The sequence below is a fragment of the Asanoa iriomotensis genome (genome assembly GCF_016862515.1).
GTDB classification, from domain to species: domain Bacteria; phylum Actinomycetota; class Actinomycetes; order Mycobacteriales; family Micromonosporaceae; genus Asanoa; species Asanoa iriomotensis.
Genome location: NZ_BONC01000031.1, coordinates 61,267 through 82,282, shown reverse-complemented (window position 1 = coordinate 82,282; position 21,016 = coordinate 61,267). Strand labels below are relative to the sequence as shown.

Below are 21,016 nucleotides of genomic sequence, written 5' to 3'. Positions count from 1 at the left end.
CGTTCCTCTCATGATCCGTAGACCTCGAACTCCCAGAGGGAGTAGCCGTACTGGGTGAGGGCGCGCTGCGTGCCGTTGACGCGGACGTAGCGGGCCGTGGGTGGGGTGGTGAGGGTGACGTCGTCGACCCCGCCGTCGCCGGTCGTGGTCGAGTACGCCGTCGTCCAGGTCGACCCGTTGGTCGAGGTCTGGATCTGGTACGCCCGCGCGAAAGCGGCCTCCCACTGGAGCCGGACGCGGTTGACGCTCCGCGCCGATCCCAGGTCGACGGAGATCCACTGCGGGTCGCTGTAGGCCGAACCCCAGCGGGTGGCGGTGTTGCCGTCGACGGCGTTGGCACCCGCGTGCGGCGAGTTGGGCTCCACACTGGACACCGTGACCGGCTGGTTGCGCGACAACAGCGTCGGCCCGGAGCCACCCGGCGTCCCGTACACGTTGAAGTCCCACAGCGAGTAGCCCCACTGGGTGCCCCGCTGCGTTCCGTTCATTCGCACGTAGCGGCCGCTGCCGGACAGCGTGATGTCGTCGACACCGCCGTCGCCGGTGGTCGTCGAGTAGACCGTGGTCCACGTCGAGTTGTTCGGCGACGTCTGGATCTGGTACGCCCGCCCGTACGCGGTCTCCCAGTTGAGCCGCACGCGGGACAGGTTGTAGGACTGGCCCAGGTCGACCGTGATGGACTGCGGGTCGCTGTAGAGGCTGCCCCAGCGGGTCGCCGGGTTCCCGTCGGTCGCGTACGCCGCGAGGTTGCCACCCTCCACACTGGACACGGTCACGGGCCTGCCCTGCGCGATGTCGGTCGCCGGCGGGTTGCCGCCCTCGGCCTTGATGCGGATGTTGCGGTAGTTGATGTCCAGCCCGGCGCCGTCGTTCTGCACGCCGATGTAGCCGTTGGCGATGGCCCGCGGCGACTGGTAGTCGTTCACCTTGACGCCGTTGAGCCAGATCTCCACCCGCTGCCCGTGCACGCCGATCTCGTAGGTGTTCCACGAACCCGGCGGGTTCAGCGCCGCGTCGCGCAGCGCGTAGTTCGGACCCTGGAAGCTGTAGACACTGCCCGTCGTGCGGGTCGGGTCGGCGTCGGTGGCGTCGATCTGGATCTCGTGTCCCTGGTTGACCGGGTTCCACGGATCACCGACCGGGTCCGGGAAACCGATGAAAACGCCGCCGTTGTCGTCGCCCGGCATCATCCAGTCGACCTTCAGCGAGTAGTTGCTGAACGTCCGCACCGGATACCAGAGCAGGCCCATCCCGCCGACCGAGCTCAGCGTCCCGTTGGCCAGGGTGAAGCTCCCGGCGCCGATCTGCCGCCAGTTGTTCAGGCTGGCCTGGGTGCCGTCGAACAGGGCGGTGTAGCCGGTCTCCGGCCGGCAGTCGGCCGGGCGGTTGTTGGCCGCGATCTGGATGCCGCCCAACAGCATCCGGGTGAAGTTGGCGTCGGTGTACGCCTCCTCCACGTGGCCCAGGCCCGTGTACCAGGACCGGCCCGCGCCCACGTTCTTGCACCACGTGATCGGGTGGTCGCCACCCATCGAGCCGCCGGAGTACGAGGACTCGTCGAGGCTGGCCAGCACCTTGGCGGTGGACCGGGGGTTGGTCCGGTAGTTGTACCACTCGTCCAGCCGGGACCAGGTCGCCGGCAGGTGCGCGGTCGAGGCGTTGCCACGGTCCTCGACCCTGATCGTCGCGGTCTGGTTGGCCGGGTGCGAGGCGAACCAGGCACCGACCAGCTCGCCGTAGAACGGCCAGTCGTACTCGGTGTCGGCCGCCGCGTGCACACCGACGAACCCGCCGCCGCCCGTGACGTACGACTGGAAAGCGGTCTGCTGTGTCGCGTTGAGCACGTCGCCGGTCGTCGAGAGGAAGACGACCGCCTGGTACTGCGCGAGGTTGGCGGTGGTGAACTGGTTGGCGTCCTCGGTCGCGGTCACCGAGAAGCCGTTGGCCGCCCCGAGTTGCTGGATCGCCGCGATGCCGTTGGGGATCGACGAGTGCCGGAAGCCGGCGGTCTTGGAGAAGACGAGGACCTTGGTCAGCGGTGCGGCCGAAGCCGCGGGTGGTGCGACCGCAAGGCCCGCCACGAGGGCGAGCGCGGCGGCCGCGGCGATGGCGCGGATGCGCATGCGAACTCCTAGAGGTAGGGGGCGTGGGACCCGGCCGTCGGCGCGACCGGGCCCCACGCGGCTGTGCGCTCCGGCCTTACGGCAGCGTCCAGTTCTGGGCGCCGGTGCCGTTGCAGTCGTAGATCTGGAGCTGGTTGCCGTTCGTGACGTTCGACGCCGGGATGTCCAGGCACCGGTTGGACTGCGGGTTGCGCAGGCTGCCGTTGGCGCCGGCCACCCACTGCTGCGCGCCCGTGCCGTTGCAGGTCCAGAGATGGATCTTGGTGCCGTTCACCAGGCCGCTGGACTGGACGTCCATGCACTTGCCGAGCGAGCGGATCGTGCCGTCGGTGCCGACCGTCCAGGTCTGGTTCGGTGCGCCGTTGCAGTCCCAGATCTGGATCTTCGTGCCGTCGGCGGTGCCGCTGGCGTTGACGTCCGCGCACTTGCCGAGCGCCCGGATAGCGCCGGTCCGCGGCCCACCGCCACCGGTCGGCGTCGAGACACCCGGGCCGACGAACGTGTAGCTGTCGAGGTCGAGGAACGCCCCGCTGCCACCCGTGAACACGATGTAGAGGTCGTGCGTGTTGTCGTCGGGCTTGGTCACCGGCACCGTGATGTCGGTGTAGGTGTCCCAGCTACCCGTCGACGCCACCGCGACCCGCGCGACCTCCGGGCCGGTGGTCGAGTCGTACCGGAACGAGATGGTGCCGCCCGCGCCGCCCGAGGAGACCCTCGCGCGGAGCTGGTTGATGCCCTTGAGGCTCACGGCGTGGTGCCGCACGTACTCGCCGTTCTGGATGTCACCGAGCCGCTTGCCGCCCTCGGCGCCCGACGCGTTGATCACCTGCGGGCCGTTGAGCGTCACGTAGTGTTCGGCCTGCCACTGCTTGGGCCAGAGGGTGATCTCCTTCTCGCCCGTCAGCGGCACCGTCCCGGTCGCGCCCCGGTCGGTGTAGCTGGACCGCAGCACGAAGAACAGCGTCGAGTCCGGGCCGGCGTGCACCGGGCCGGTGTTGACGGTGAACCCGCAGCCGGTGCCCTGGCCCTCCTCGTGCGCGTGCTCCTGGTGGCCCAGGGCCGCCCGGATCACCACGTTGGCGCACGGGATCGTGCCGTCCTGCGGGTCGGTGGCGGTCGCGGTCGAGGTGACGTTCTCGCCCCACGAGATCATGCCGCCGGCCGGCAGGCCGTTGAGCGCGACCGTCGGCCGGTTGTTGCCGACGACGATCGGCAGCAGCGTCGTGCCGCTGCGGCCGGTGCCGTCGTTGACGGTCAGCCGGGCCCGCTTGTCGCCGACGGTGGTGTAGGTGTAGGTCGGGTTGGCCGCGGTCGAGTCGACCGTGCCGTTGTTGTCGAAGTCCCACTGGTAGGTCAGCGGGTTGCCGTCCGGGTCGTTGCTGCCCGCGCTGGAGAAGGTGACCGCAAGGGGCACCAAGCCGTTGTCCCGGTTGGCCGAGGCGACCGCGATCGGCGCGCGCCCACCGGCGACATAGTTGATCTTGTAGAGCCCGGCCGCGACGTCACCGGAGAAGTAGCCGTTGCCGTACTCGAGGAGATAGAGCGAGCCGTCCGGGCCGAACTCCATGTCGATCGGGTGCACGAGCTGCATCCCGGCCAGCACCGGCTCGATGATCGTCGGGTTGCCGGTGGACGGGTTGCCGTTGTCGAACTGGACCTCCTTGATCCAGTTGCGGCAGTACTCGGAGATCAGCCACTTGTTGTCGTAGTACTGCGGCCACTTCACGTCCGAGACCAGGTTCGGGTCGTAGTGGTAGACCTCGGTGTGGTTCGGCGAGCCGCAGCCGCCCGGGTTGTCCAGCGCCGGCCACTCGCGGCTGCCGCCGTGCTGCTCCCAGACCAGTGCGGGCTTGGTCGGCGGAAGCTGCTGCAGGCCGGTGTTGCGCGGCGAGTTGTTGACCGGCCCGGTCGCGCCGCCGCACGGGAACCAGCCCCGCGGCGCGTTGGCGGCGAAGTCCCAGTCGTTGTAGGCCACGTTCGGGCCACCGCAGTACGGCCAGCCGTAGTTGCCTGGCGCGCTGGCGCGGTTGAACTCGTCGTAGGCCGCCGGCCCGCGATTGGCGATCGTCGCGCCGGCGTCGGGACCGACCTCGCCCCAGTAGAGGGTGTTGTTGGCCTTCTTGTCGACCCAGACGCGGTACGGGTTGCGTACACCCATGATGTAGATCTCGGGCTTCGTGCCCGACGTGCCGGGCGCGAACAGGTTGCCGGTCGGGATCGTGTAGGTGCCGTTGGCCTGCGGCTTGATCCGGTTGATCTTGCCCCGCAGGTCGTTGGTGTTGCCGGACGTCCGCTGTGCGTCGTACTGCGCGTCGCGCGACGTGCGCTCGTCGATCGGCGCCATGCCGGCGGAGTCGCCGCCGGAGTTGGTGTTGTCGCCGACCGCGAAGTAGAGGTTGCCGGCCGTGTCCCAGGTCATCGAGCCGGCGCTGTGGCAGCACAACCGCCGCTCGGTCGGCCACTCGATGATCATGTCCTCGGACGCCGGGTCGATCACGTTGGTCGTGGCGTTGAAGGTGAACCGGGAGATCCGGTTGACCAGCGTGGTCTGCGCCGGCGAATAGAAGAGATAGAGCCAGCGGTTCGTGGCGAAGGCGGGGTCGAGCGTGATGCCGATCAGCCCGTCCTCGAACCGGGCGTCCAGCGCCAGCGTCAGCGCGACCGTGGTGGTCCGGGTGGTCGGGTTGTAGAGGCGGACCTGGCCGCCGCCGGAGGACGTGCCGCGGTTGATGTAGAAGACCTTCTGGTCCGGCGCGACCGCGAGCTCGATCGGCTCGCCCATCGAGGTGCCGCCGTCGAGCTTGACCTTCTCGAACAGGTTGGTGGCCGGTGGCGCGGCCGCCGCGGGCGTCGGTGTGATGGTCAGCGCCGTCAGGCTGGCGGCGGTCAGCAGGGCCGCGCCGAGCGCGCTCAGCAAGCGCGGTCTGCGGCGCAGGGACGTACGTCGCATGTGGATGCTCCCGTGGTGGGTAGGGGTACGGAGCATGGCGGACCGTGACCCCGTGCGACCTGCGCGGTCGCACGGGATCTACGGGTCCGTGGAGAGGGACTAGCTGGTCAGGGCGAACTTCTCCCAGGGGCCGATGGCGGTGCGGTTGGCGATCAGGGCCGCGGCGCCGGCGTTCTCGGCCACCACGTAGCGGCCGTTCGCCTGGGCGCGGAAGCTGACCGTGCCGTCGGAGTTGTTGATCCGGGCGAACGTCTCCCAGCCGCCGATCGCGGCCCGGTTGGCCACCAGCGGGTTGGCACCGGCGTTCTCCGCGCACACGTACATGCCGTTGGCCTTCGAGCGGAGCGCGACGTTGCCCCCACCGAGGTCGATGACGTCGAAACGCTCGTTGTTGGTCGACGCGGCCGTGGCGCTCGCGATCAGGTTGCCCGCGCTGGTGGTGACGAACTTGTTGTTCGCCAGGGCCCGCACCGCCGTGCCGGTCACCGGCGGCGGTGTGGTGCCCGGTGTGCAGGTGGCCGTCACCGCGCCGCCAGCCCACTGGATCCCGCCGAGCAGCATCCGGGTGAAGTTCGACTCGGTGTACGACGCCTCGGTGTGCCCGAGCCCGGTGTAGAAGGCCCGGCCGCCGCCGTAGTTCTGGCACCAGGTGATCGGGTGGTCGCCCATCGAGCCGCCGCTGTAGGTGGCCTCGTCGAGCCGGACCAGCACGCGTACGTTCGGCCGCGGGTTGGTCCGGTAGTTGTACCACTCGTCGGACCGGCTCCAGTTGGCCGGCAGGTGCGCGGTCGCGGGGTTCGTGTTGTCCTCGACCCGCAGGGTCGCCGTCTGGATCGCGGGGTGCGACTGGAAGTAGGCACCCACGAGACCGCCGTACCAGGACCAGTCGTACTCGGTGTCCGCGGCGGCGTGCACGCCCACGTACCCCTTGCCGCTCGCGATGTAGGACTGGAAGGCGGTCTGCTGGGTCGCGTTCAGCACGTCCCCGGTGGTGGAGAGGAAGACCACGACCTGGTACTGCGCCAGGTTGGTGGTCGTGAACTGGTTGGCGTCCTCGGTGGCCGTCACCGTGAAGCCGTTCTGCGAACCGAGTTGCTGGATCGCCGCGATGCCGTTGGGAATCGACGAGTGCCGGAAACCGGCCGTCTTGGAGATCACCAGGACCTTCGTCACCGGGGCCGCCGAAGCTGGTGCGGCCGCGTACAGCGCGGCCACCAGCACGACGGCGAGCCCGGCGAGGGCCGCCACCAAACGTCTCAACACTGCGCTCCTCCGATGGGGGTTGGCTCGGAGCCGGGCCGCCGACGCTCGGCAAGGGACGGTGGTTGTGGTGGGGCCAGGGTGTGCCATTCCCCTGGCCCCGTTGCGTGGGTCAGCTCGCCACGAGCGTGAACTTCTCCCACGGTCCAATGGCGTCGCGGTTGGCGATGAGGTTGCCCGCACCGGCGTTCTCCGCGACGACGTACTTGTTGTTGACGGTGGCCCGCAGGCTGATCGTGCCGTCCGGGTTGTTGACCCGGGCGAAGGTCTCCCAGGACCCGGCCGACGCCCGGTTGGCGATCAGCGCCTGCGCGCCGGCGCCCTCCGCGCACACGAACATGTTGTTGACGCGGGCCCGCAGCGCCACGTTGCCGCCGCCGAGGTCGACCAGGTCGAACCGCTCCCCGGCGCCGACCGAGGATGCGCTGGCGATCAGGGGTGCGGTGCCCGCGGTGACATACAGGTTGTTGGCCATGGCTCGCAAGGCCGTGCCGCCGGTCGGCGGGTTGCCGCCCCCGGTGAGGATCCGCAGCGCGTCGATCATGCCCACCGAGGTGGTCTTGTTGACGATCCGGATCGTGTGTTGGCCGTTCGTGAGCCCGGTGCGGCTCCACACCACCTGCTGTGCCTGTCTGGCACCGCTGACGTTGAGGTTCACGTTGGCCTGGAAGGCACCGTCGAGGTAAACGTCGACGTTGCCCATGTCGCTGAACCGTTCGGAGAGGTACTCCACGCCCGTGCCGGTGAACGTGTAGGACGCCTCCGCGTTGACGGTGTTGCTGTGGTGGGTGTCGTCGTTGTAGTCGCCGTAGCCGCGGGCGGTGGTGTGGTACCAGTTGGGCCCGTAGGTCAGGTCGGTGTCGTTGACCAGACCGCCCTGCCCCGCCGGCCCGAGGCCGAGCGTGGAGGCGGTGCCGGACAAGGACTTCGCGCCCTGGTTGGCCGTGCCGGTCAGCGTGGTCGCCGAGTAGGACGTGAGTGGCTTGGCCACCCGCTCCACGACATAGCTGGTGTTGGCCGCCGTCGCCCAGGTCACCTCTGCCGCCGAGACCGTGGTGATGATGGCGTTGTCACTGGTGCGGCGGACCCGGATCTGCTGGGTCCCCCACGGGTTGACGACCCGGGCCTGCTTGCCGTGCAGGCTGCGGACGCCCACATATTTGGTCTCCTGCGCCTCGCGCTCCGAGCTGACCAGGAAGCCGTCCTTGGCCAGCAGCGTGAACTTGCCGACGAAGCCGGAGTCCGACGGGATCGCGGGGAACACCCGGATCTTGTCGTTGTACGACTGCATCAGCGCTTCGTTCATCGCCGCGAGGTGGATGCCGATGTACTCGTACACCCCGTTGGTGTTGTTGGTCATGCCGTTGGGGTAGTTCTGGTATTTCTGCAGCATCGTCTTCATGCCGGACTGCGCCTGCGGGCCGAGCCCGAGCCGGGCCGCGTGCACGTGGTCGTTGGCCCAGACGTTGCCGTAGGGGTGCGGCCGCACGTTGAAGGTGTTGATCGCGGTCTGCGTGTCGGGATAGCCGATCCCGGTCTGGTCGTAGGGCCAGACGAGCTCCAGCGCCACGTTCTCGCCGTTGCGGGTCGGTGACGTCGGCGGGTCGTGCGGCAGGTAGGCACCGTTCGAGATCTGGTACGGCGCCAGGTTGTTCACCACGTCCTGCCAGCCGGCCCGCAGTCCACTGTCGAGCCCGAGCTGCGTGGACACCTGGATCGTCAGCGGGAACAGCAGCCGCACCGCGGCCAGGTCGGTCAGCGCGTTCTTCACGTCCCAGTAGGTCTCGTGCGCGTTGGAGCTGGCCATGTAGTACTGCGCGCCGTTGCGGGACAACCGGTTCTGGTAGAACCGCAACGAGTCCTTCATGTACGGGTACGCGACGTCACGCAGGTAGGCCGTGTCGTTGGTGTACCGGTAGTACAGGTACATGTTGTACGCGGCCTCGGTGCCCGTGGAGTAGATGTCGTTGACGTAGTCGCTGTTGATGGTGCCGCGCGCGTTGCCGTCCCAGCCCATCGTCTCCGGCACCCACAGCGAGTCGGTGCCGTAGCGGGTCTGCGTGTAGGACTTGAGCGCGCCGTAGTTGCGGGAGTAGAGGTTGTTGAACGTTCTCATCAGCTCCGTGTGGTTGGAGCTGTAGAACGAGTTGTAGACGTCGCGCTGGTTCCAGTACCAGTAGCCGTTGGACCACTTGGAGTTGTCCTGGGTCGCGCGGAAGTTGCCGTTGATGAAGTGCAGCGGGTAGTTGCCGTAGCCGCCCGCGGCGATCATGTAGGTGAACAGGTAGTACGCGTTCTCCAGGTAGTCGTTGTCGGCGCTGCCGCCGTACTGCACGAACGACTTCGCCCAGAAGCTGTGCCACCAGTTCTTGTACGCGTTGAGCGTGCTCGTGTAGCCGGCCGACTTGACCGCGGCCAACTGGTTCCTGGCCTGCTGCACCGAGTTCTGGCCCGGCGAGTTGACCCGGCTGGCCGCGGTGAACCAGATCGTGTAGCTCGACGTCGGCGTGATGTTCAGCCGCACCCGCGTGCCGTTGACGGTCTGTGAGGTGTAGCTCGCGCCCTCGACGGTGGCCGCGAACGTGTAACCGAAGTTCTGGGGGTCGGCCTGGCCGCGGGACAGGCCCACACCGGTCGAGTCGGCGAACGTGCTGACCGTCCGCCAGGTCGTCAGGTTGGGCACGTCCGCGATGTTCTGCACGGTGTTCATGTCCCAGAGCGACAGGTCGAGCCCGATGCTGGAGACACCCGGCCGCGAGTCCTCGACATGGATGCCCATCACCTCGGAGTTGGGCGCGCCGAGCACGGTGACCGTGCGGTTGTTGTCGTACTTCGTGGTCAGGGTGCCGTCGTAGAGCGACAGCCGCTGCTGGAACGTCGTGTAGCCGGTGTCCATCTGCGGCGACGTGAAGAGGTTGAGGTTGCCGGCGGCGTAGGTGGACTGCTGCGCGAGGTCCACACCCGACACCTGCGCGGTCAGCCCGTTCTGGTTCCACACCATGGCGCCCGTGCGGCCGTTGCCGACGGTCAGCCCGTGCAGCGGGTTGGTGTTGGGCCGGTTGTAGACGATGTCGTGCTTGGACAGGTAGCTCGCGTAGTCGACGTTGAGGGCGCCCGTGCCCGCGTTGTACGCGGCATCGGTGGGTGCCGCACCGGCCGGACTCGGGCCGACGACAACGAGGCCGGCGGCGAACAGGAGGAGCCCGGCGGCGCGGATCATCGGCGCACGCACCTTCATCCGATCCGATCCCTTCTAGATCGTCCGTCAGGTGCCCATCCGCCGAAATGGGCAAGGTCGACGAGGCATCGACCCACATCTGTGACGTGTAGTTAACATTGGATGTCTCCGTGCGTCAATCCCCGAACTTCGATGCGTGTCCGGTCACTTCTCCCGCTGCAGGTCGGGAGACATCGGAGGTATGGTCGTACCGAGGATTTACGCACATAGCGCTCCGGACACCCCAGAAGCCACTAACGTGGATGGCATGGCTCGTCCCAGGGTGGTCATCGTCGGAGGTGGTTTCGCCGGGTACCACGCAGCGCACAAACTGACCCGGCTGGCCCGTGGCCGGGCGGACATCACGCTGATCAACCCGACGGACTACCTGCTCTACGTCCCGCTGCTGCCGGAGGTCGCCGTCGGCGTGCTGGAGCCGCCGCAGATCGCGGTCTCGCTCACCGCGTCGCTGCCCCGCGTCCGGCTCGTGCTCGGCGAGGCTCACTCGCTCGACCTCGAGGCCAACCGGATCCACTACCGCAACCCGGAGGGCGGCGAGGGGCACGTCCCCTACGACCGGCTGGTCATCGCCCTGGGCAGCGTCAACAAGCTGCTGCCGATCCCCGGTGTCGCCGACCACGCGCACGGCTTCCGGGGCATCCCGGAGGCGCTCTTCCTGCACGACCACATGGTCCGGCAGATCGAGATGGCGCTGACCGAGCCCGACCCGGGCGAGTGCGCGGCCCGCTGCACGTTCGTGGTGGTCGGCGCCGGCTACACGGGCACGGAGGTCGCCGCGCACGGCGTCCAGTTCACCACCATGCTGGCCAAGCAGAAGAAGGCGCCGATCATGCCCAAGTGGGTGCTGGTCGACCTGGCCAAGCGGGTGCTGCCCGAGCTCGAGGAAGGGATGTCCAGGGACGCCGACAAGGTGCTCCGCGAGCGCGGCGTCGAGGTGCTGTTGGGCACCTCCGTGCAGGAGGCGCTGTTCGACGGCGTACGGCTGACCGACGGGCGCTACATCCCGACCCGCACGCTGGTGTGGTGTGTGGGCGTGCGCCCCGACCCGGTCGTCGAGAACCTGGGCCTGCCCACCAACCACGGCCGGATAGTGGTCGACGAGTTCCTCAACGTGCCCGGCCATCCCCGCGTCTACGCGATCGGCGACGCGGCCGCGGTGCCCGACCCGGAGCACCCGGGCCGCGCGACGCCGATGACCGCGCAGCACGCGGTGCGCCACGGCAAGCAGGTCGCCCGCAACATCGCCGCCGAATACGGCACGGGCAAGCGCAAGCCCTACCGGCACCGCGACCTGGGCTTCGTGGTCGACCTCGGCGGCCTTGAGTCGACCGCCAACCCGCTCGGCATCCACCTCTCGGGCATCCGCGCCATGCTGGCGACCCGCGGCTACCACCTGCTGTCGCTGCCCGGCAACCGGATCCGGGTGGTCGGCGACTGGCTGCTGCACGCGTTCCTGCCGCGCCAGGCGGTGCAGCTCGGCCTCATCCGCGGCCCCGAGGTGCCCCTCGACAACGCCGCGCCGGAGCTGCCGGTCCGTCCCCCGCTGCCGACCCGGACCTAATAATCGGGGTCGAGCACTCTCCGGAGGTTTTCGAGCACGGCCGGGTCCTCGATCGTCGACGGGACGGGCTCGTCGGCGCCGGCCGCGAGCCCGCGCATGGTCTTGCGGAGGATCTTGCCGGAGCGGGTCTTCGGCAGCGCGGCCACGACGTCCACCTGGCGCAGCGACGCGATGCCGCCGATCCGCTCGCGGACCAGCGCCTTCAGTTCGGCGTCCAGGTCGCCGGGCTCGGCGCCGGCCTTGAGCACCACGAGGGCCCGCGGGACCTGGCCCTTGAGCTCGTCGGCCACGCCGATCACGGCGCACTCCGCGACCGCCGGGTGCGCGGCCACCACCTGCTCGATCGCGCCCGTGGAGAGCCGGTGGCCGGCCACGTTGATCACGTCGTCGGTGCGGCCCATGACGAACAGGTAGCCGTCGTCGTCGACGTAGCCGCCGTCGCCGGTCAGGTAGTGGCCGGGGTGGGCGCTCAGGTAGGAGGCCACGTAGCGCTCGTCGTCCTGCCAGAGCGTCGGCAGCGTGCCGGGCGGCAGCGGGAGCTTGATCACGATCTGGCCCTCGCGGGCCGGCTCGCCGTTGTCGTCGACGATCCGCACGTCGTACCCCGGCATCGGCACGGTCGCCGAGCCCGGACGCGGCGGGAGCGGCTCGAGGCCCATCGGGTTGGCCGCCACCGGCCAGCCGGTCTCGGTCTGCCACCAGTGGTCGATCACCGGGATGTCGAGCCGGTCGCGGGCCCAGGCGTAGGTCTCCGGGTCGAGCCGCTCGCCGGCCAGGAACAGGTAGCGCAGCTTCCGCAGGTCGTAGCGGTCGAGGTGGGCGCCGGCCGGGTCGTCGCGGCGGATCGCCCGGAACGCGGTCGGTGCGGTGAACATGGTCTTGACCTGGTGTTCGGCGGCCACCCGCCAGAACGCGCCGGCGTCGGGGGTGCCGACCGGTTTGCCCTCGTAGAGCACCGAGGTGCAGCCGGTGAGCAGCGGCCCGTACACGATGTAGGAATGCCCGACGACCCATCCGATGTCTGAGGCGGTCCACATCGTCTCGCCCTGACGGGTGTCGTAGACGTGCCGCATGCTCCAGCTCAGGGCGACCGCGTGGCCGCCGTTGTCGCGGACCACGCCCTTCGGCCGGGCGGTGGTGCCCGAGGTGTAGAGGATGTAGAGCGGGTCGGTGGCCGCGACCGGCACGCAGTCGACCGGCTCGGCCTCGCCGAGCGCGGCATGCCAGTCGAGGTCGCGCCCGGCGCGCGGGGTCGCCGGCGCCTGGGGGCGCTGCAGCACCACCACGCTGGCCGGCCGGTGGTCGGCCATGGTCAACGCCTGGTCGACGATCGGCAGGTATTCGACGATCCGCTTGACCTCGATGCCGCAGGACGCGGTGACCACCACCTTGGGGCGGGCGTCGTCGATGCGGGCGGCCAGCTCACGCGGCGCGAAGCCACCGAACACGACCGAGTGCACGGCGCCGAGCCGGGCGCAGGCCAGCATGGCCACGACCGCCTCCGGCACCATCGGCATGTAGATCACCACGCGGTCGCCGCGGTCGACACCGAGGTGCCGGAGCGCGCCCGCGAAGCGCGCGGTCTGGTCCTGCAGGTCCCGGTAGGTCAGGGTGCGCCGGGTGCCGGTGACCGGGCTGTCGTACTCGATCGCGGCCTGGTCGCCACGCCCGGCGCGGACGTGCCGGTCGACCGCGTTGAAGCAGGTGTTGAGCACGCCGTCGGGGAACCAGCGGTAGAACGGCGGCGCGCTGTCGTCGAGCACGGTGCGCGGCGGGCGGAACCACTCGATCTCGCTGGCGGCGTCGCCCCAGAAGGCGCTCGGGTCGGTGAGGCTCGTCCGGTACGCGTCGGCGTAGGCACCCATCTGTTCATGATGGCCGCTGTGGCGCCCGCTGTCTTTCCTGTCTCGTGGGACGTGTCTTGCTACTTCGCCGACCGTTTACATATTCTCTACCGACAAACTAGGGAAAGGCGGTGGCACGGTGCGCAAGCTGGTTCTCCTGGCGCTGGTAGGACTCGGCGCCCAGCTCGTCGACGGCAGCCTGGGCATGGCCTACGGCGTCACGTCGACGACCCTCCTTCTCGCGATCGGCACCAACCCGGCAGCCGCGTCGGCCACCGTGCACCTGGCCGAGATCGGCACCACCCTGGTTTCCGGCGCCGCACACTGGCGGTTCGGCAACGTCGACTGGAAGGTCGTCGCCAAGATCGGCATACCGGGCGCGGTCGGCGCCTTCGCCGGCGCGACGTTCCTGTCCAGCCTGTCCACCGAGACCGCCGCGCCCCTGATGTCGCTGATCCTGCTCGCGCTCGGGCTCTACATCCTGACCCGGTTCACCGTCTCCGGGCTGCCCAAGGGCAACCTGGGCAAGCCGCTGCGCAAGCGGTTCCTGACCCCGCTCGGCCTGGTCGCCGGCTTCGTCGACTCGACCGGCGGCGGTGGCTGGGGCCCGGTCGGCACGCCGGCGATCCTGGCCAGCGGCCGGCTCGAGCCCCGCAAGACGATCGGCTCGATCGACACGAGCGAGTTCCTGGTCGCGATCGCGGCGAGCATCGGCTTCTTCGTCGGCATCGGCTCCGAGCAGATCAACGTCGGCTGGGTCGTGGCCCTGCTGGCCGGTGGCGTGATCGCCGCGCCGATCGCCGCCTGGCTGGTCCGGCACATCCCGCCGCGGGTGCTCGGCTCGGCGGTCGGCGGCCTGATCATCCTGACCAACACGCGGACGCTGCTGCGCAGCGACTGGATCGACGCCTCTGACGGCGTGCGCAACGCCGTCTACGCGCTGATCTACGCGGCCTGGGCGACGGCGGTGACCTACTCGGTGCGCGCACACCTGGCCGCCAACCGCGCCGCGGCCGCCGCCGAGCCGGCAGCCGAGCCGGCCCGCGTCTGAGCTCCAAGGAACGGTCCGTTATTAACGCATAGCGTTAATAACGGACCGTTCCTTTCAGAGGTCCAGGTCGACCCAGACCGCGCCGTGGTCGGAGGCGCCGTGCCGGCCGGCGGTGATCTCGTCGTACACGGTCCAGAGCTTCGGTCTGGTCTTGTTGCCCGGGTTGCCCCACAGGCCCTTGCGGAAGACGCCGCCGTCGACCACCCGGTCGGCCAGCTCCGGCGACATGAGGATGTAGTCGAGCCGGTTCTTCAGCGAGCACGACTGGAAGCTGCCCGGCCGCTCGTGCTCGGTGTCCTTGTCGCCCCAGAGCTGCGTGAACTTGGCGTGCCCATACGCGTCGACCAGCGGCGAGTCGCGCCCGATCAGCGCTTCCAGGGTCGGGTGCCGGTCGCCGTCCGGGCCCTTGTTGAGGTCGCCCAGCACCGCGACGAGCCCGGCGCCCTCGGCCCGCAGCCCGTCGTAGATCGCGCGTACCTCCTGTGCCTGCCGGGTCCGCAACGGGTCCGGGTCGCCGCTGCTGAACGACTGGCTCTTGAGGTGGTTGAGCAGCAGGAACAGGTCCTCGCCGCCGGGCAGGCGGAGCTGGTAGATCGGGCAGTCCCGGCTGAACAGCCGCTTGCCCCTGCGCTTGGGATCCGGCACGTCGACGTTGCTGCGCACCCAGCGGACCTTGACCTTGTCGGTGCAGAACAGGCCCACGTCGATGCCGCGCGGGTCGTTGCCGTCGACCAGCATGCAGTGCGCGAACCGCCCGCCGAGCAGCTCGTCGTTGAACCGGGCGAGCGCGGGCCGGTTCTCGGCCTCGACCACGCACAGCAGGTCGGGCGCCAGGTCCTGGATCACCTTGGCGGTCATCCGGGTCGAGGTCTCGTCGACGGGCTCGATGGTCAGCTCGACCCAGCCGAGCCAGTCGCCGCGGCCGTTGGCCACGATCCGCGGCGGCGCGTTGGCGGGCGCGGCGAGGAAGTCTCCCCGGTTCTCCCGCAGCAGCGCCCAGGCGTTGTCGAACTGGGCGGGGTTGAGGCGCAGGCCCTGCTCGGTCTCGACGAGCACCCGCAGGGTGGTCAGCGCCGCGATCATGTCGGCCTTGTCCTGGTCGGAGTAGGCCGGCTTGGCCGCGATGCGGTTGAAGGTCTCGAACGCGGCCAGGGCGGGCAGGCCCTTTTCGCGGTCCTCGGTGTCGAGCGCCTTGGCGCGCGCGAACAGGTTCTCGACGTTGAACGTCGCCAGCCGGAGGGTCACGCCCTCGGACGGTACGGCCGCTCCTGACTCGGTGGTGTCGGGCGGCTGACGCGACCCTCGAAAGTGGCCTATTCGCCAGTTTGGCCGTCGATCAGCTCGCGCGCGACGTCCAGATGGCCGGCATGCCGCGCGTACTCCTGGAGCACGTGGGTCAGGATCCAGCCCAGCGTGGGGCAGTCGCCCTCGGTGGTGAACCGCCCGCCGGCCGCCGCCCGGTCCGCGAGCTGGGCCCGGGACGCGATCTCCCGCGTGCGGGCGCCCGCCAGGTCCATGGCCGCCAGCAGCGCGTCGACCGTCTCGTCGGGACCGACCTGCCAGCGGCCCTCCTCGTCCTGGTCGCCCCACGGGTGCGGCACCGGCTCGGCGGCGAAGCCCCAGCGGACCCAGCGCTCCTCCATGTAGACCAGGTGCTTGAGCAGCTGCAACGGCGTCCACCCCGACGGCAGCCGGCTGCGGCCCAGCTCCGCCGGCGCGAGCCCGACGACCTTGCGCCCGACGACCACGCGGTAGTAGTCGAGGAAGTCCAGGAGCAGGATCTTCGGGTCGGTCAGGTCATGCCGGGGCTCGCGCACGTCGGTCACCACGCCACCGTAACGCTCATTCCTGGTACGGCGAGGCCCCTGCGGCGATCGCGGCGAGCATCCGTTCGTGGCGGGCGGAGAGCGCCTCGTGGATGCCGTCACCGAAGCTGATCCTGGCCACTCCGCTGCGCGCCAGCTCCTGGATCGGCGGTGTTGCGGGGGTGAAGAGGATGTTGACCGGTCCTGTGTTGGCCAGGGTTTCGATGTCTTCCGCGGTGGAGGCGCCGATGGGGTAGGCACAGTCGGCCCCGGCGTCGAGGTAGCGGCGCGTGCGGGCCACCGCCTGTTCCCGCGCGCCCCTGATGAACGCGTCCACCCGCGCGTTGATCACCACCTCCGCGCCGGCTGCCGCCCGGACCTCGGCCAGGAAGTCGGCGTGTCTGTCCACATCGATCAGTGCCTTGGTACGCGGGTCCGAGTCCTCCAGGTTGCAGCCGACCGCTCCGGTGGCCAGCAGCCGCTCGACGAACTGCGCGGGTGGCAGGCCGTACCCCCGCTCAAGGTCGGCGGTGACCGGCACGTCGACCGCGCGGGCGATCCGGGCGACCGCGTCGAGCATCTCCTCGACCGGGGTCGCCTCGCCGTCGGCGTAGCCGAGGCTGAGCGCGACGGCGGCGCTGCTGGTCGCGACCGCGGGGAAGCCGGCGGCCTGGACGGCACGCGCGGAGGCGGCGTCCCAGGCGTTGGGCAGGATCAACGGGTTGCCCTTTTTGTGCATTTCGCGGAGGGCGGCGGCCTTCACGAGAGAGGCCAGGCGTGGGTGGTGGCGGCGACGCGGTTCCAGGCGTTGATCACCGTGATCGACCAGACGAGCTCGGCCAGCTCGGTCTCGTCGAACTCCTGCTGCGCTTGCTTGAAGAGAGGCTCCGGCACCGGGCCGTCGGTCAGCCGGGTCATCGCCTCGGTCAGCGCCAGGGCCGCCCGCTCGCGCGGGGTGAAGAAGGGCGTCTCCGACCAGACCGGCAGGGCGTAGAGGCGGCGCTCGGTCTCGCCGCCGGCGCGGGCGTCGGCGGTGTGGGTGTCGACGCAGTAGGCGCAGCCGTTGAGCTGCGACGCGCGGGTGCGGACCAGCTCCAGCAGGGGCGCTTCCAGCTTGGTCTCGCGGGAGGCGGTGTCGAAGGCGTTCATGGCTCGGTTCATGTGCGGTGCGAGCTTATCGGCCGCGAGGCGGATCGTCATGGCCTTCACGTTAGGCCCCGAATGGACCCGCGCTAAGGTCCAATACCGTGGCGTTTGATTGGGCCGCTTTTGGCGTCGATCTTCATCTGGACCTGCCGGCGGGATCGCGGCGGGCCGGTCTCGAACGTTCCTTACGGTCGGCCATCCGGTCGGGGCGGCTGGCGCCCGGGAGTCGGCTGCCGGCCACGCGGGCGCTCGCCGGCTCTTTGGGCGTCGCCCGCGGGACCGTCGCTGCCGCTTACGACCAACTCGTCGCGGAGGGCTATCTGACCGCGCGGACCGGCTCCGGGACGACGGTGGCGCCGGTGCCCCCGCCGGTCTCGTTCGCGCCGTCGGCCGCGTCGCCCGCGCCGCCACGGTTCGACCTGCGGCCGGGCGCGCCGGACGTGACCGCGTTCCCGACCGCGGCGTGGCTGCGGGCCACGCGGCGGGCGCTGTCGGCGGCCGCGCTCGACTACGGGGACCCGCGCGGCCACCCGTCGTTGCGGGCGGCGCTGGCGGAATATCTCGGGCGGGCTCGCGGGGTGCTGGCCCATCCGGACCGGATCGTCGTCACCTCCGGCTATGTCCAGGCGCTGTCGCTGCTGGCGGCGCTGCATCCCGTGGTCGCGATGGAGGACCCGGGGCTGGCGTTCCATCGGGCTGTCGCGCGCCGGTCCGGTGCCGTCGTGGTTCCGCTGCCCGTGGATGGTTCGGGCGCGCGCACCGATCTGCTCGACTCCACTGTGGATGCGGTGGTGCTGACGCCGGCGAACCAGTACCCGACCGGGGTGACGCTGGCACCGGCGCGACGACACGCGGTGGCGGCCTGGGCCCGGGCTTCGGGCGGGCTGGTGATCGAGGACGACTACGACGGCGAGTTCCGCTACGACCGGCAGCCGGTGGGCGCGGTGCAGGGCATGGCGCCGGAGCAGGTCGCCTACGTCGGCACGGCCGCCAAGACGCTCGCACCGGGGCTGCGGCTGGGTTGGGTGGTGCTGCCGGCGCGGCTGGTCGAGGCCGTCGTGGAGGCAAAGCGGCACACCGACTACCACACGGAGGTGGTCGGCCAGCTCACCCTGGCGGAGCTGATCACCAGCCACGGGTACGACCGGCACGTGCGCGCGGCCCGGTCGCGCTACCGGGCGCGGCGCGACCTGCTGTTGTCGCGACTGCGCGGCGAGCCGGTGCGCGGTGTCGCGGCGGGTTTGCACGCGCTGGTCCCGCTCCCGCCGGGTGGGCCGCGGGAATCGGATGTGCTGGCCTCGGCGGCGCGGCACGGGCTGGCGCTGGGCGACCTCGGCAGCCACTGGCACGCACCGGGCGACCATCCACAAGGGCTGATCGTCGGCTACGGCACGCCGAGCGAAAGCCGCTACCCGGCCGCGCTCGACGTGCTCGCCCGCGTGCTCCGCGCTTAGACCTTCGCGGCGTAGACGACTCCTTCCCCCGCGCCGTTCTCGCCCCACTCGTTGGCGGTGATGTAGAGCGTGTCCTCGCCCAGGGCGCAGGAGAAGCAGCCGCGGTCGGCGTCCACCGTGGCCAGGATCTCGCCGCCCTCGGCGACCAGGACGCAGCGCCGGTTGGGCACGTCGGCGAACCAGACCGCGCCGCTGGGGTCGAGGCTGATGCCGTCGGGCGCCGAGCCCTCGACGGCGGCGAACTCCCTGCGGTTGGCCAGACCGCCGTCGGGCGCGATGTCGAAGGCGGTGAGCCGGCCCGCATACGACTCGGCGACGATCAGCGTGTCGTCGCGGACCGCCATCCCGTTGGGAAACGCCAGCCCGCCGGCCACCTCCCGCAGCGCGTCGTCGCCGGGTGCGAGCACGCAGACCCGGCCGGGCCGGAACTCCCCGCCGGGAAACTCGAACCCGATCTCGTTGACGAACACGTTGCCACGCCGATCGACGACGACCTCGTTCCAACTCCCCGCGCCGAGCACGGCGTGCCGCTCCAGCGTCCCGTCGGCACCGACCCGCAGCAGCAGCCCCTGCTGTCCGGAGACGGCGAGCAGCCGCCCGTCGGGCAGCCAGTCGATGCAGATCGGCATGTCGTTCACCTCGGCCACGAGGGTGGTCTCGCCGGTGTCGGGGTCGGCCCGGGCGATGCGGCCGGCAACCCAGTCGCAGAACCACACCTGCCCGTCACGCCAGCGCGGCGACTCACCCATCGCGATACCGGACACGAGGGTACGAAGCTCGGACATCTCATCCTCCTCAAGACGACTCTCACCTGGGACGTGGCGGCCGGCACCGGATTCTCGACATGGCGGGCGAGAATTTCCGGGTGACTTTCGATCTGACCGCGCACATCGCGGGCCTGACCCGGGTCCGGGTCGCGGCGGGCGTGGTCTTCCGCGACGGCGAGGGCCGGGTGCTGCTGGTCCGCCCGACCTACAAGGCCGGCTGGGAGGTGCCGGGCGGCGCGGTCGAGGCCGACGAGTCACCGCTGGTGGGCGCTCGCCGGGAGGTCCAGGAGGAACTGGGCCACCCGTTCCCGATCGGGCGGCTGCTGGTCGTCGACTGGGTGGCGGCGGCACCGCCGTGGGACGCGGGCCTGATGTTCCTCTTCGACGGCGGGACGCTCGACGCCGCCTCGATCTCGCGGATCGTCCTGCCGCCCGACGAGCTGTCGTCGTTCGCCTTCGTGGCGCCGGATTCGCTGGACGCGCACCTCAAACCCCGACTGGCCCGCCGGGTCCGCGCGGCCCTGTCGACCGACGAACCCGCCTACCTGGAGTCCGGCCACCGGCCGTCCTCTTCGCCCCAGCCGCCGATCAGCGAGGCCAACACATCCGGCAGCCTGACACCGGACAGGACGTAGCCGGCGCCGGCTTCGCCAAGCCGCCGCCCGTCGGGACCGTTGGCAACGGACCGTTCCTATGCGGGAAGCGGTAGGAACGGACCGTTCCTTGCACCGGTCACCAAGCGTCGCCGTCGCGCCAGTCGCACGTCAGTGGGGCCGTGAGGTCGAGGGGCATGACGCCCGGCAGGACGTAGACCGCGCCCGCCTCCTGCGGGGTTTGCACCACGCCGTCGGGGGTCAGGGCGGAGAGCGGTCCCGTCCATTGGAGCCAGCCGCGGGCGCGGTACAGCGCCTCGCCCTCCTCCGTGGTGCCCAGCGCGCCCAGGTCGTACGCGGCGCGGATGACCGACTCCAGCGCGCCCATCACCGCGGCGCCGTAACCCTGGCGGCGGTGGTCCGGGTGCACGCCGACGCCCTCCACATATCCGCAGCGCAGCGCGCGTCCGTTGTGGACCAGGCGGCGCTGGATCACGCTGCCGTGGCCGACCAGCGTGTCGCCTTCCCAAGCGAAGGCGTGCATCCCGCCGAGCGAGTGCTCCCAGTCCTCGGCGCCGAAGTCGCCTTCGAAGACGACTTCCAGCAGCCGGTACGCGGCGCCGAGCGCGTCCGGGCCCGCCGCGCTCGTGTGGACGAGCTCGATCACGCGTCCTCCTCCTCGGGGAGCAGCGGGAACAGCCGGGCGACGACGCCGACCGGGCCGCTGCCGCGGGGCGCGCGCCGGCGGGCGTAGGGCGCGAGCACCGCCCGGATCTCGGCCGCGACGGTGGCCAGCTCGTCGGGGGTCAGGTGCAGCACCTCGCTGAACGCCTCGTCCCGGCGCCAGCGCTGCGGTGCCGTGGCGCGGCGGGCCAGCCAGCGGTGGTAGCCCTCGTCCTCGAGCTCCCGGGCCAGCGGGCCGAAGTCGGTGTTGGTCGTCGCCGTGGTGGCGCGTAGGCGCCAGGGCCGGGCCCGCCCGTGCGCGCCGGCGACCGGTTCGACGTAGCCGTACCGCTCGAGCTGTCGCAGGTGGAACGAGCACGCACCCGAGCTCTCGCCGAGCCGGCGGGCGGCCTCGTTGGCGGTCACCGAGCCGACGGTCGTGAGGAGGTCGAGCAGCGCCACCCGCAGCGGGTGCCGCAGCGCCATCTCCGTCTCTTGCCCGATCACGCATGGCATCGTACCCTGATATTTGCAAAGCTTTGCAAAGCCATCTTGGGGGTT

At 70.4% G+C, this 21,016-nt stretch carries 16 protein-coding genes; 4 read left to right on the top strand and 12 right to left on the bottom strand.

The window, feature by feature from the left end; translation table 11 throughout:
* Nucleotides 1-8 precede the first annotated feature (8 nt).
* The 4 genes from Air01nite_RS22020 to Air01nite_RS22000 form a co-directional block, all read right to left on the bottom strand.
* Nucleotides 9-2,123, bottom strand: coding sequence for a ThuA domain-containing protein (locus Air01nite_RS22020; protein ID WP_203704726.1), 2,115 nt, complete (start codon nucleotides 2,121-2,123; stop codon nucleotides 9-11).
* A 76-nt stretch (nucleotides 2,124-2,199) separates the two neighbouring features.
* Nucleotides 2,200-5,073, bottom strand: a complete 2,874-nt coding sequence (locus Air01nite_RS22015; RefSeq protein WP_203704724.1) for a ricin-type beta-trefoil lectin domain protein — start codon at nucleotides 5,071-5,073, stop codon at nucleotides 2,200-2,202.
* A 99-nt stretch (nucleotides 5,074-5,172) separates the two neighbouring features.
* Complete coding sequence (locus Air01nite_RS41965; protein ID WP_373310442.1) at nucleotides 5,173-6,333, bottom strand: ThuA domain-containing protein; 1,161 nt, start codon at nucleotides 6,331-6,333, stop codon at nucleotides 5,173-5,175.
* Nucleotides 6,334-6,445: 112 nt separating this feature from the next.
* Nucleotides 6,446-9,571 carry a fascin domain-containing protein gene (locus Air01nite_RS22000; protein WP_239090880.1) on the bottom strand — a complete coding sequence of 1,042 codons (3,126 nt, stop codon included), beginning with the start codon at nucleotides 9,569-9,571 and terminating at the stop codon, nucleotides 6,446-6,448.
* A gap of 247 nt (nucleotides 9,572-9,818) precedes the next feature.
* On the opposite strand from Air01nite_RS22000, the gene Air01nite_RS21995 reads away from it, so the two are divergent.
* On the top strand, nucleotides 9,819-11,132 hold the full coding sequence (locus Air01nite_RS21995; RefSeq protein WP_203704722.1) for an NAD(P)/FAD-dependent oxidoreductase: 1,314 nt from the start codon (nucleotides 9,819-9,821) through the stop codon (nucleotides 11,130-11,132).
* On the opposite strand, the gene Air01nite_RS21990 is transcribed toward Air01nite_RS21995, so the two are convergent.
* A complete protein-coding gene (locus Air01nite_RS21990; protein WP_203704721.1) occupies nucleotides 11,129-12,997 on the bottom strand; it encodes a propionyl-CoA synthetase in 1,869 nt (622 codons plus the stop codon). The genes Air01nite_RS21995 and Air01nite_RS21990 overlap by 4 nt on opposite strands.
* A gap of 118 nt (nucleotides 12,998-13,115) precedes the next feature.
* On the opposite strand from Air01nite_RS21990, the gene Air01nite_RS21985 reads away from it, so the two are divergent.
* A complete protein-coding gene (locus tag Air01nite_RS21985; protein ID WP_203704720.1) occupies nucleotides 13,116-14,027 on the top strand; it encodes a sulfite exporter TauE/SafE family protein in 912 nt (303 codons plus the stop codon).
* A 54-nt stretch (nucleotides 14,028-14,081) separates the two neighbouring features.
* On the opposite strand, the gene Air01nite_RS21980 is transcribed toward Air01nite_RS21985, so the two are convergent.
* From Air01nite_RS21980 to Air01nite_RS21965, 4 genes are all read right to left on the bottom strand, one after another.
* Nucleotides 14,082-15,272: an endonuclease/exonuclease/phosphatase family protein gene (locus Air01nite_RS21980; RefSeq protein WP_203704718.1), complete on the bottom strand. Its 1,191-nt coding sequence runs from the start codon at nucleotides 15,270-15,272 to the stop codon at nucleotides 14,082-14,084.
* Nucleotides 15,273-15,340: 68 nt separating this feature from the next.
* The gene (locus tag Air01nite_RS21975) at nucleotides 15,341-15,853 is read right to left on the bottom strand and encodes a mycothiol transferase (protein WP_203704717.1); all 513 of its coding nucleotides are present in this window, start codon (nucleotides 15,851-15,853) and stop codon (nucleotides 15,341-15,343) included.
* Between the two features lie 16 nt (nucleotides 15,854-15,869).
* On the bottom strand, nucleotides 15,870-16,571 hold the full coding sequence (locus tag Air01nite_RS21970) for an isocitrate lyase/PEP mutase family protein (protein ID WP_203704716.1): 702 nt from the start codon (nucleotides 16,569-16,571) through the stop codon (nucleotides 15,870-15,872).
* Between the two features lie 20 nt (nucleotides 16,572-16,591).
* Nucleotides 16,592-17,032: a carboxymuconolactone decarboxylase family protein gene (locus Air01nite_RS21965; RefSeq protein WP_203704715.1), complete on the bottom strand. Its 441-nt coding sequence runs from the start codon at nucleotides 17,030-17,032 to the stop codon at nucleotides 16,592-16,594.
* Nucleotides 17,033-17,079: 47 nt separating this feature from the next.
* Between Air01nite_RS21965 and pdxR the strand changes: the two genes are divergently transcribed.
* Nucleotides 17,080-18,432: a MocR-like pyridoxine biosynthesis transcription factor PdxR gene (gene pdxR / locus Air01nite_RS21960; protein ID WP_203704714.1), complete on the top strand. Its 1,353-nt coding sequence runs from the start codon at nucleotides 17,080-17,082 to the stop codon at nucleotides 18,430-18,432.
* On the opposite strand, the gene Air01nite_RS21955 is transcribed toward pdxR, so the two are convergent.
* The gene (locus Air01nite_RS21955; protein WP_203704713.1) at nucleotides 18,429-19,217 is read right to left on the bottom strand and encodes an SMP-30/gluconolactonase/LRE family protein; all 789 of its coding nucleotides are present in this window, start codon (nucleotides 19,215-19,217) and stop codon (nucleotides 18,429-18,431) included. The genes pdxR and Air01nite_RS21955 overlap by 4 nt on opposite strands.
* Nucleotides 19,218-19,297: 80 nt before the next feature.
* On the opposite strand from Air01nite_RS21955, the gene Air01nite_RS21950 reads away from it, so the two are divergent.
* Entirely contained in the window at nucleotides 19,298-19,834 is a 537-nt protein-coding gene (locus Air01nite_RS21950; protein WP_239090879.1) for an NUDIX domain-containing protein, read from the top strand.
* A gap of 97 nt (nucleotides 19,835-19,931) precedes the next feature.
* Here Air01nite_RS21950 and Air01nite_RS21945 read toward each other — a convergent pair whose 3' ends face one another.
* On the bottom strand, nucleotides 19,932-20,459 hold the full coding sequence (locus Air01nite_RS21945) for a GNAT family N-acetyltransferase (RefSeq protein ID WP_203704711.1): 528 nt from the start codon (nucleotides 20,457-20,459) through the stop codon (nucleotides 19,932-19,934).
* The gene (locus Air01nite_RS21940; protein WP_203704710.1) at nucleotides 20,456-20,962 is read right to left on the bottom strand and encodes a winged helix-turn-helix domain-containing protein; all 507 of its coding nucleotides are present in this window, start codon (nucleotides 20,960-20,962) and stop codon (nucleotides 20,456-20,458) included. Before Air01nite_RS21940 ends, Air01nite_RS21945 begins: the two co-directional genes overlap by 4 nt.
* Nucleotides 20,963-21,016: the final 54 nt, after the last annotated feature.

Coding starts and splice junctions, on each gene's coding strand:
- Air01nite_RS22020 (WP_203704726.1), bottom strand. CDS start 2,123: ATGCGCATCCGCGCCATCGCCGCGGCCGCCGCGCTCGCCCTCGTGGCG.
- Air01nite_RS22015 (WP_203704724.1), bottom strand. CDS start 5,073: ATGCGACGTACGTCCCTGCGCCGCAGACCGCGCTTGCTGAGCGCGCTC.
- Air01nite_RS22000 (WP_239090880.1), bottom strand. CDS start 9,571: ATGAAGGTGCGTGCGCCGATGATCCGCGCCGCCGGGCTCCTCCTGTTC.
- Air01nite_RS21995 (WP_203704722.1), top strand. CDS start 9,819: ATGGCTCGTCCCAGGGTGGTCATCGTCGGAGGTGGTTTCGCCGGGTAC.
- Air01nite_RS21990 (WP_203704721.1), bottom strand. CDS start 12,997: ATGGGTGCCTACGCCGACGCGTACCGGACGAGCCTCACCGACCCGAGC.
- Air01nite_RS21970 (WP_203704716.1), bottom strand. CDS start 16,571: ATGCACAAAAAGGGCAACCCGTTGATCCTGCCCAACGCCTGGGACGCC.
- Air01nite_RS21965 (WP_203704715.1), bottom strand. CDS start 17,032: ATGACGATCCGCCTCGCGGCCGATAAGCTCGCACCGCACATGAACCGA.
- Air01nite_RS21955 (WP_203704713.1), bottom strand. CDS start 19,217: ATGTCCGAGCTTCGTACCCTCGTGTCCGGTATCGCGATGGGTGAGTCG.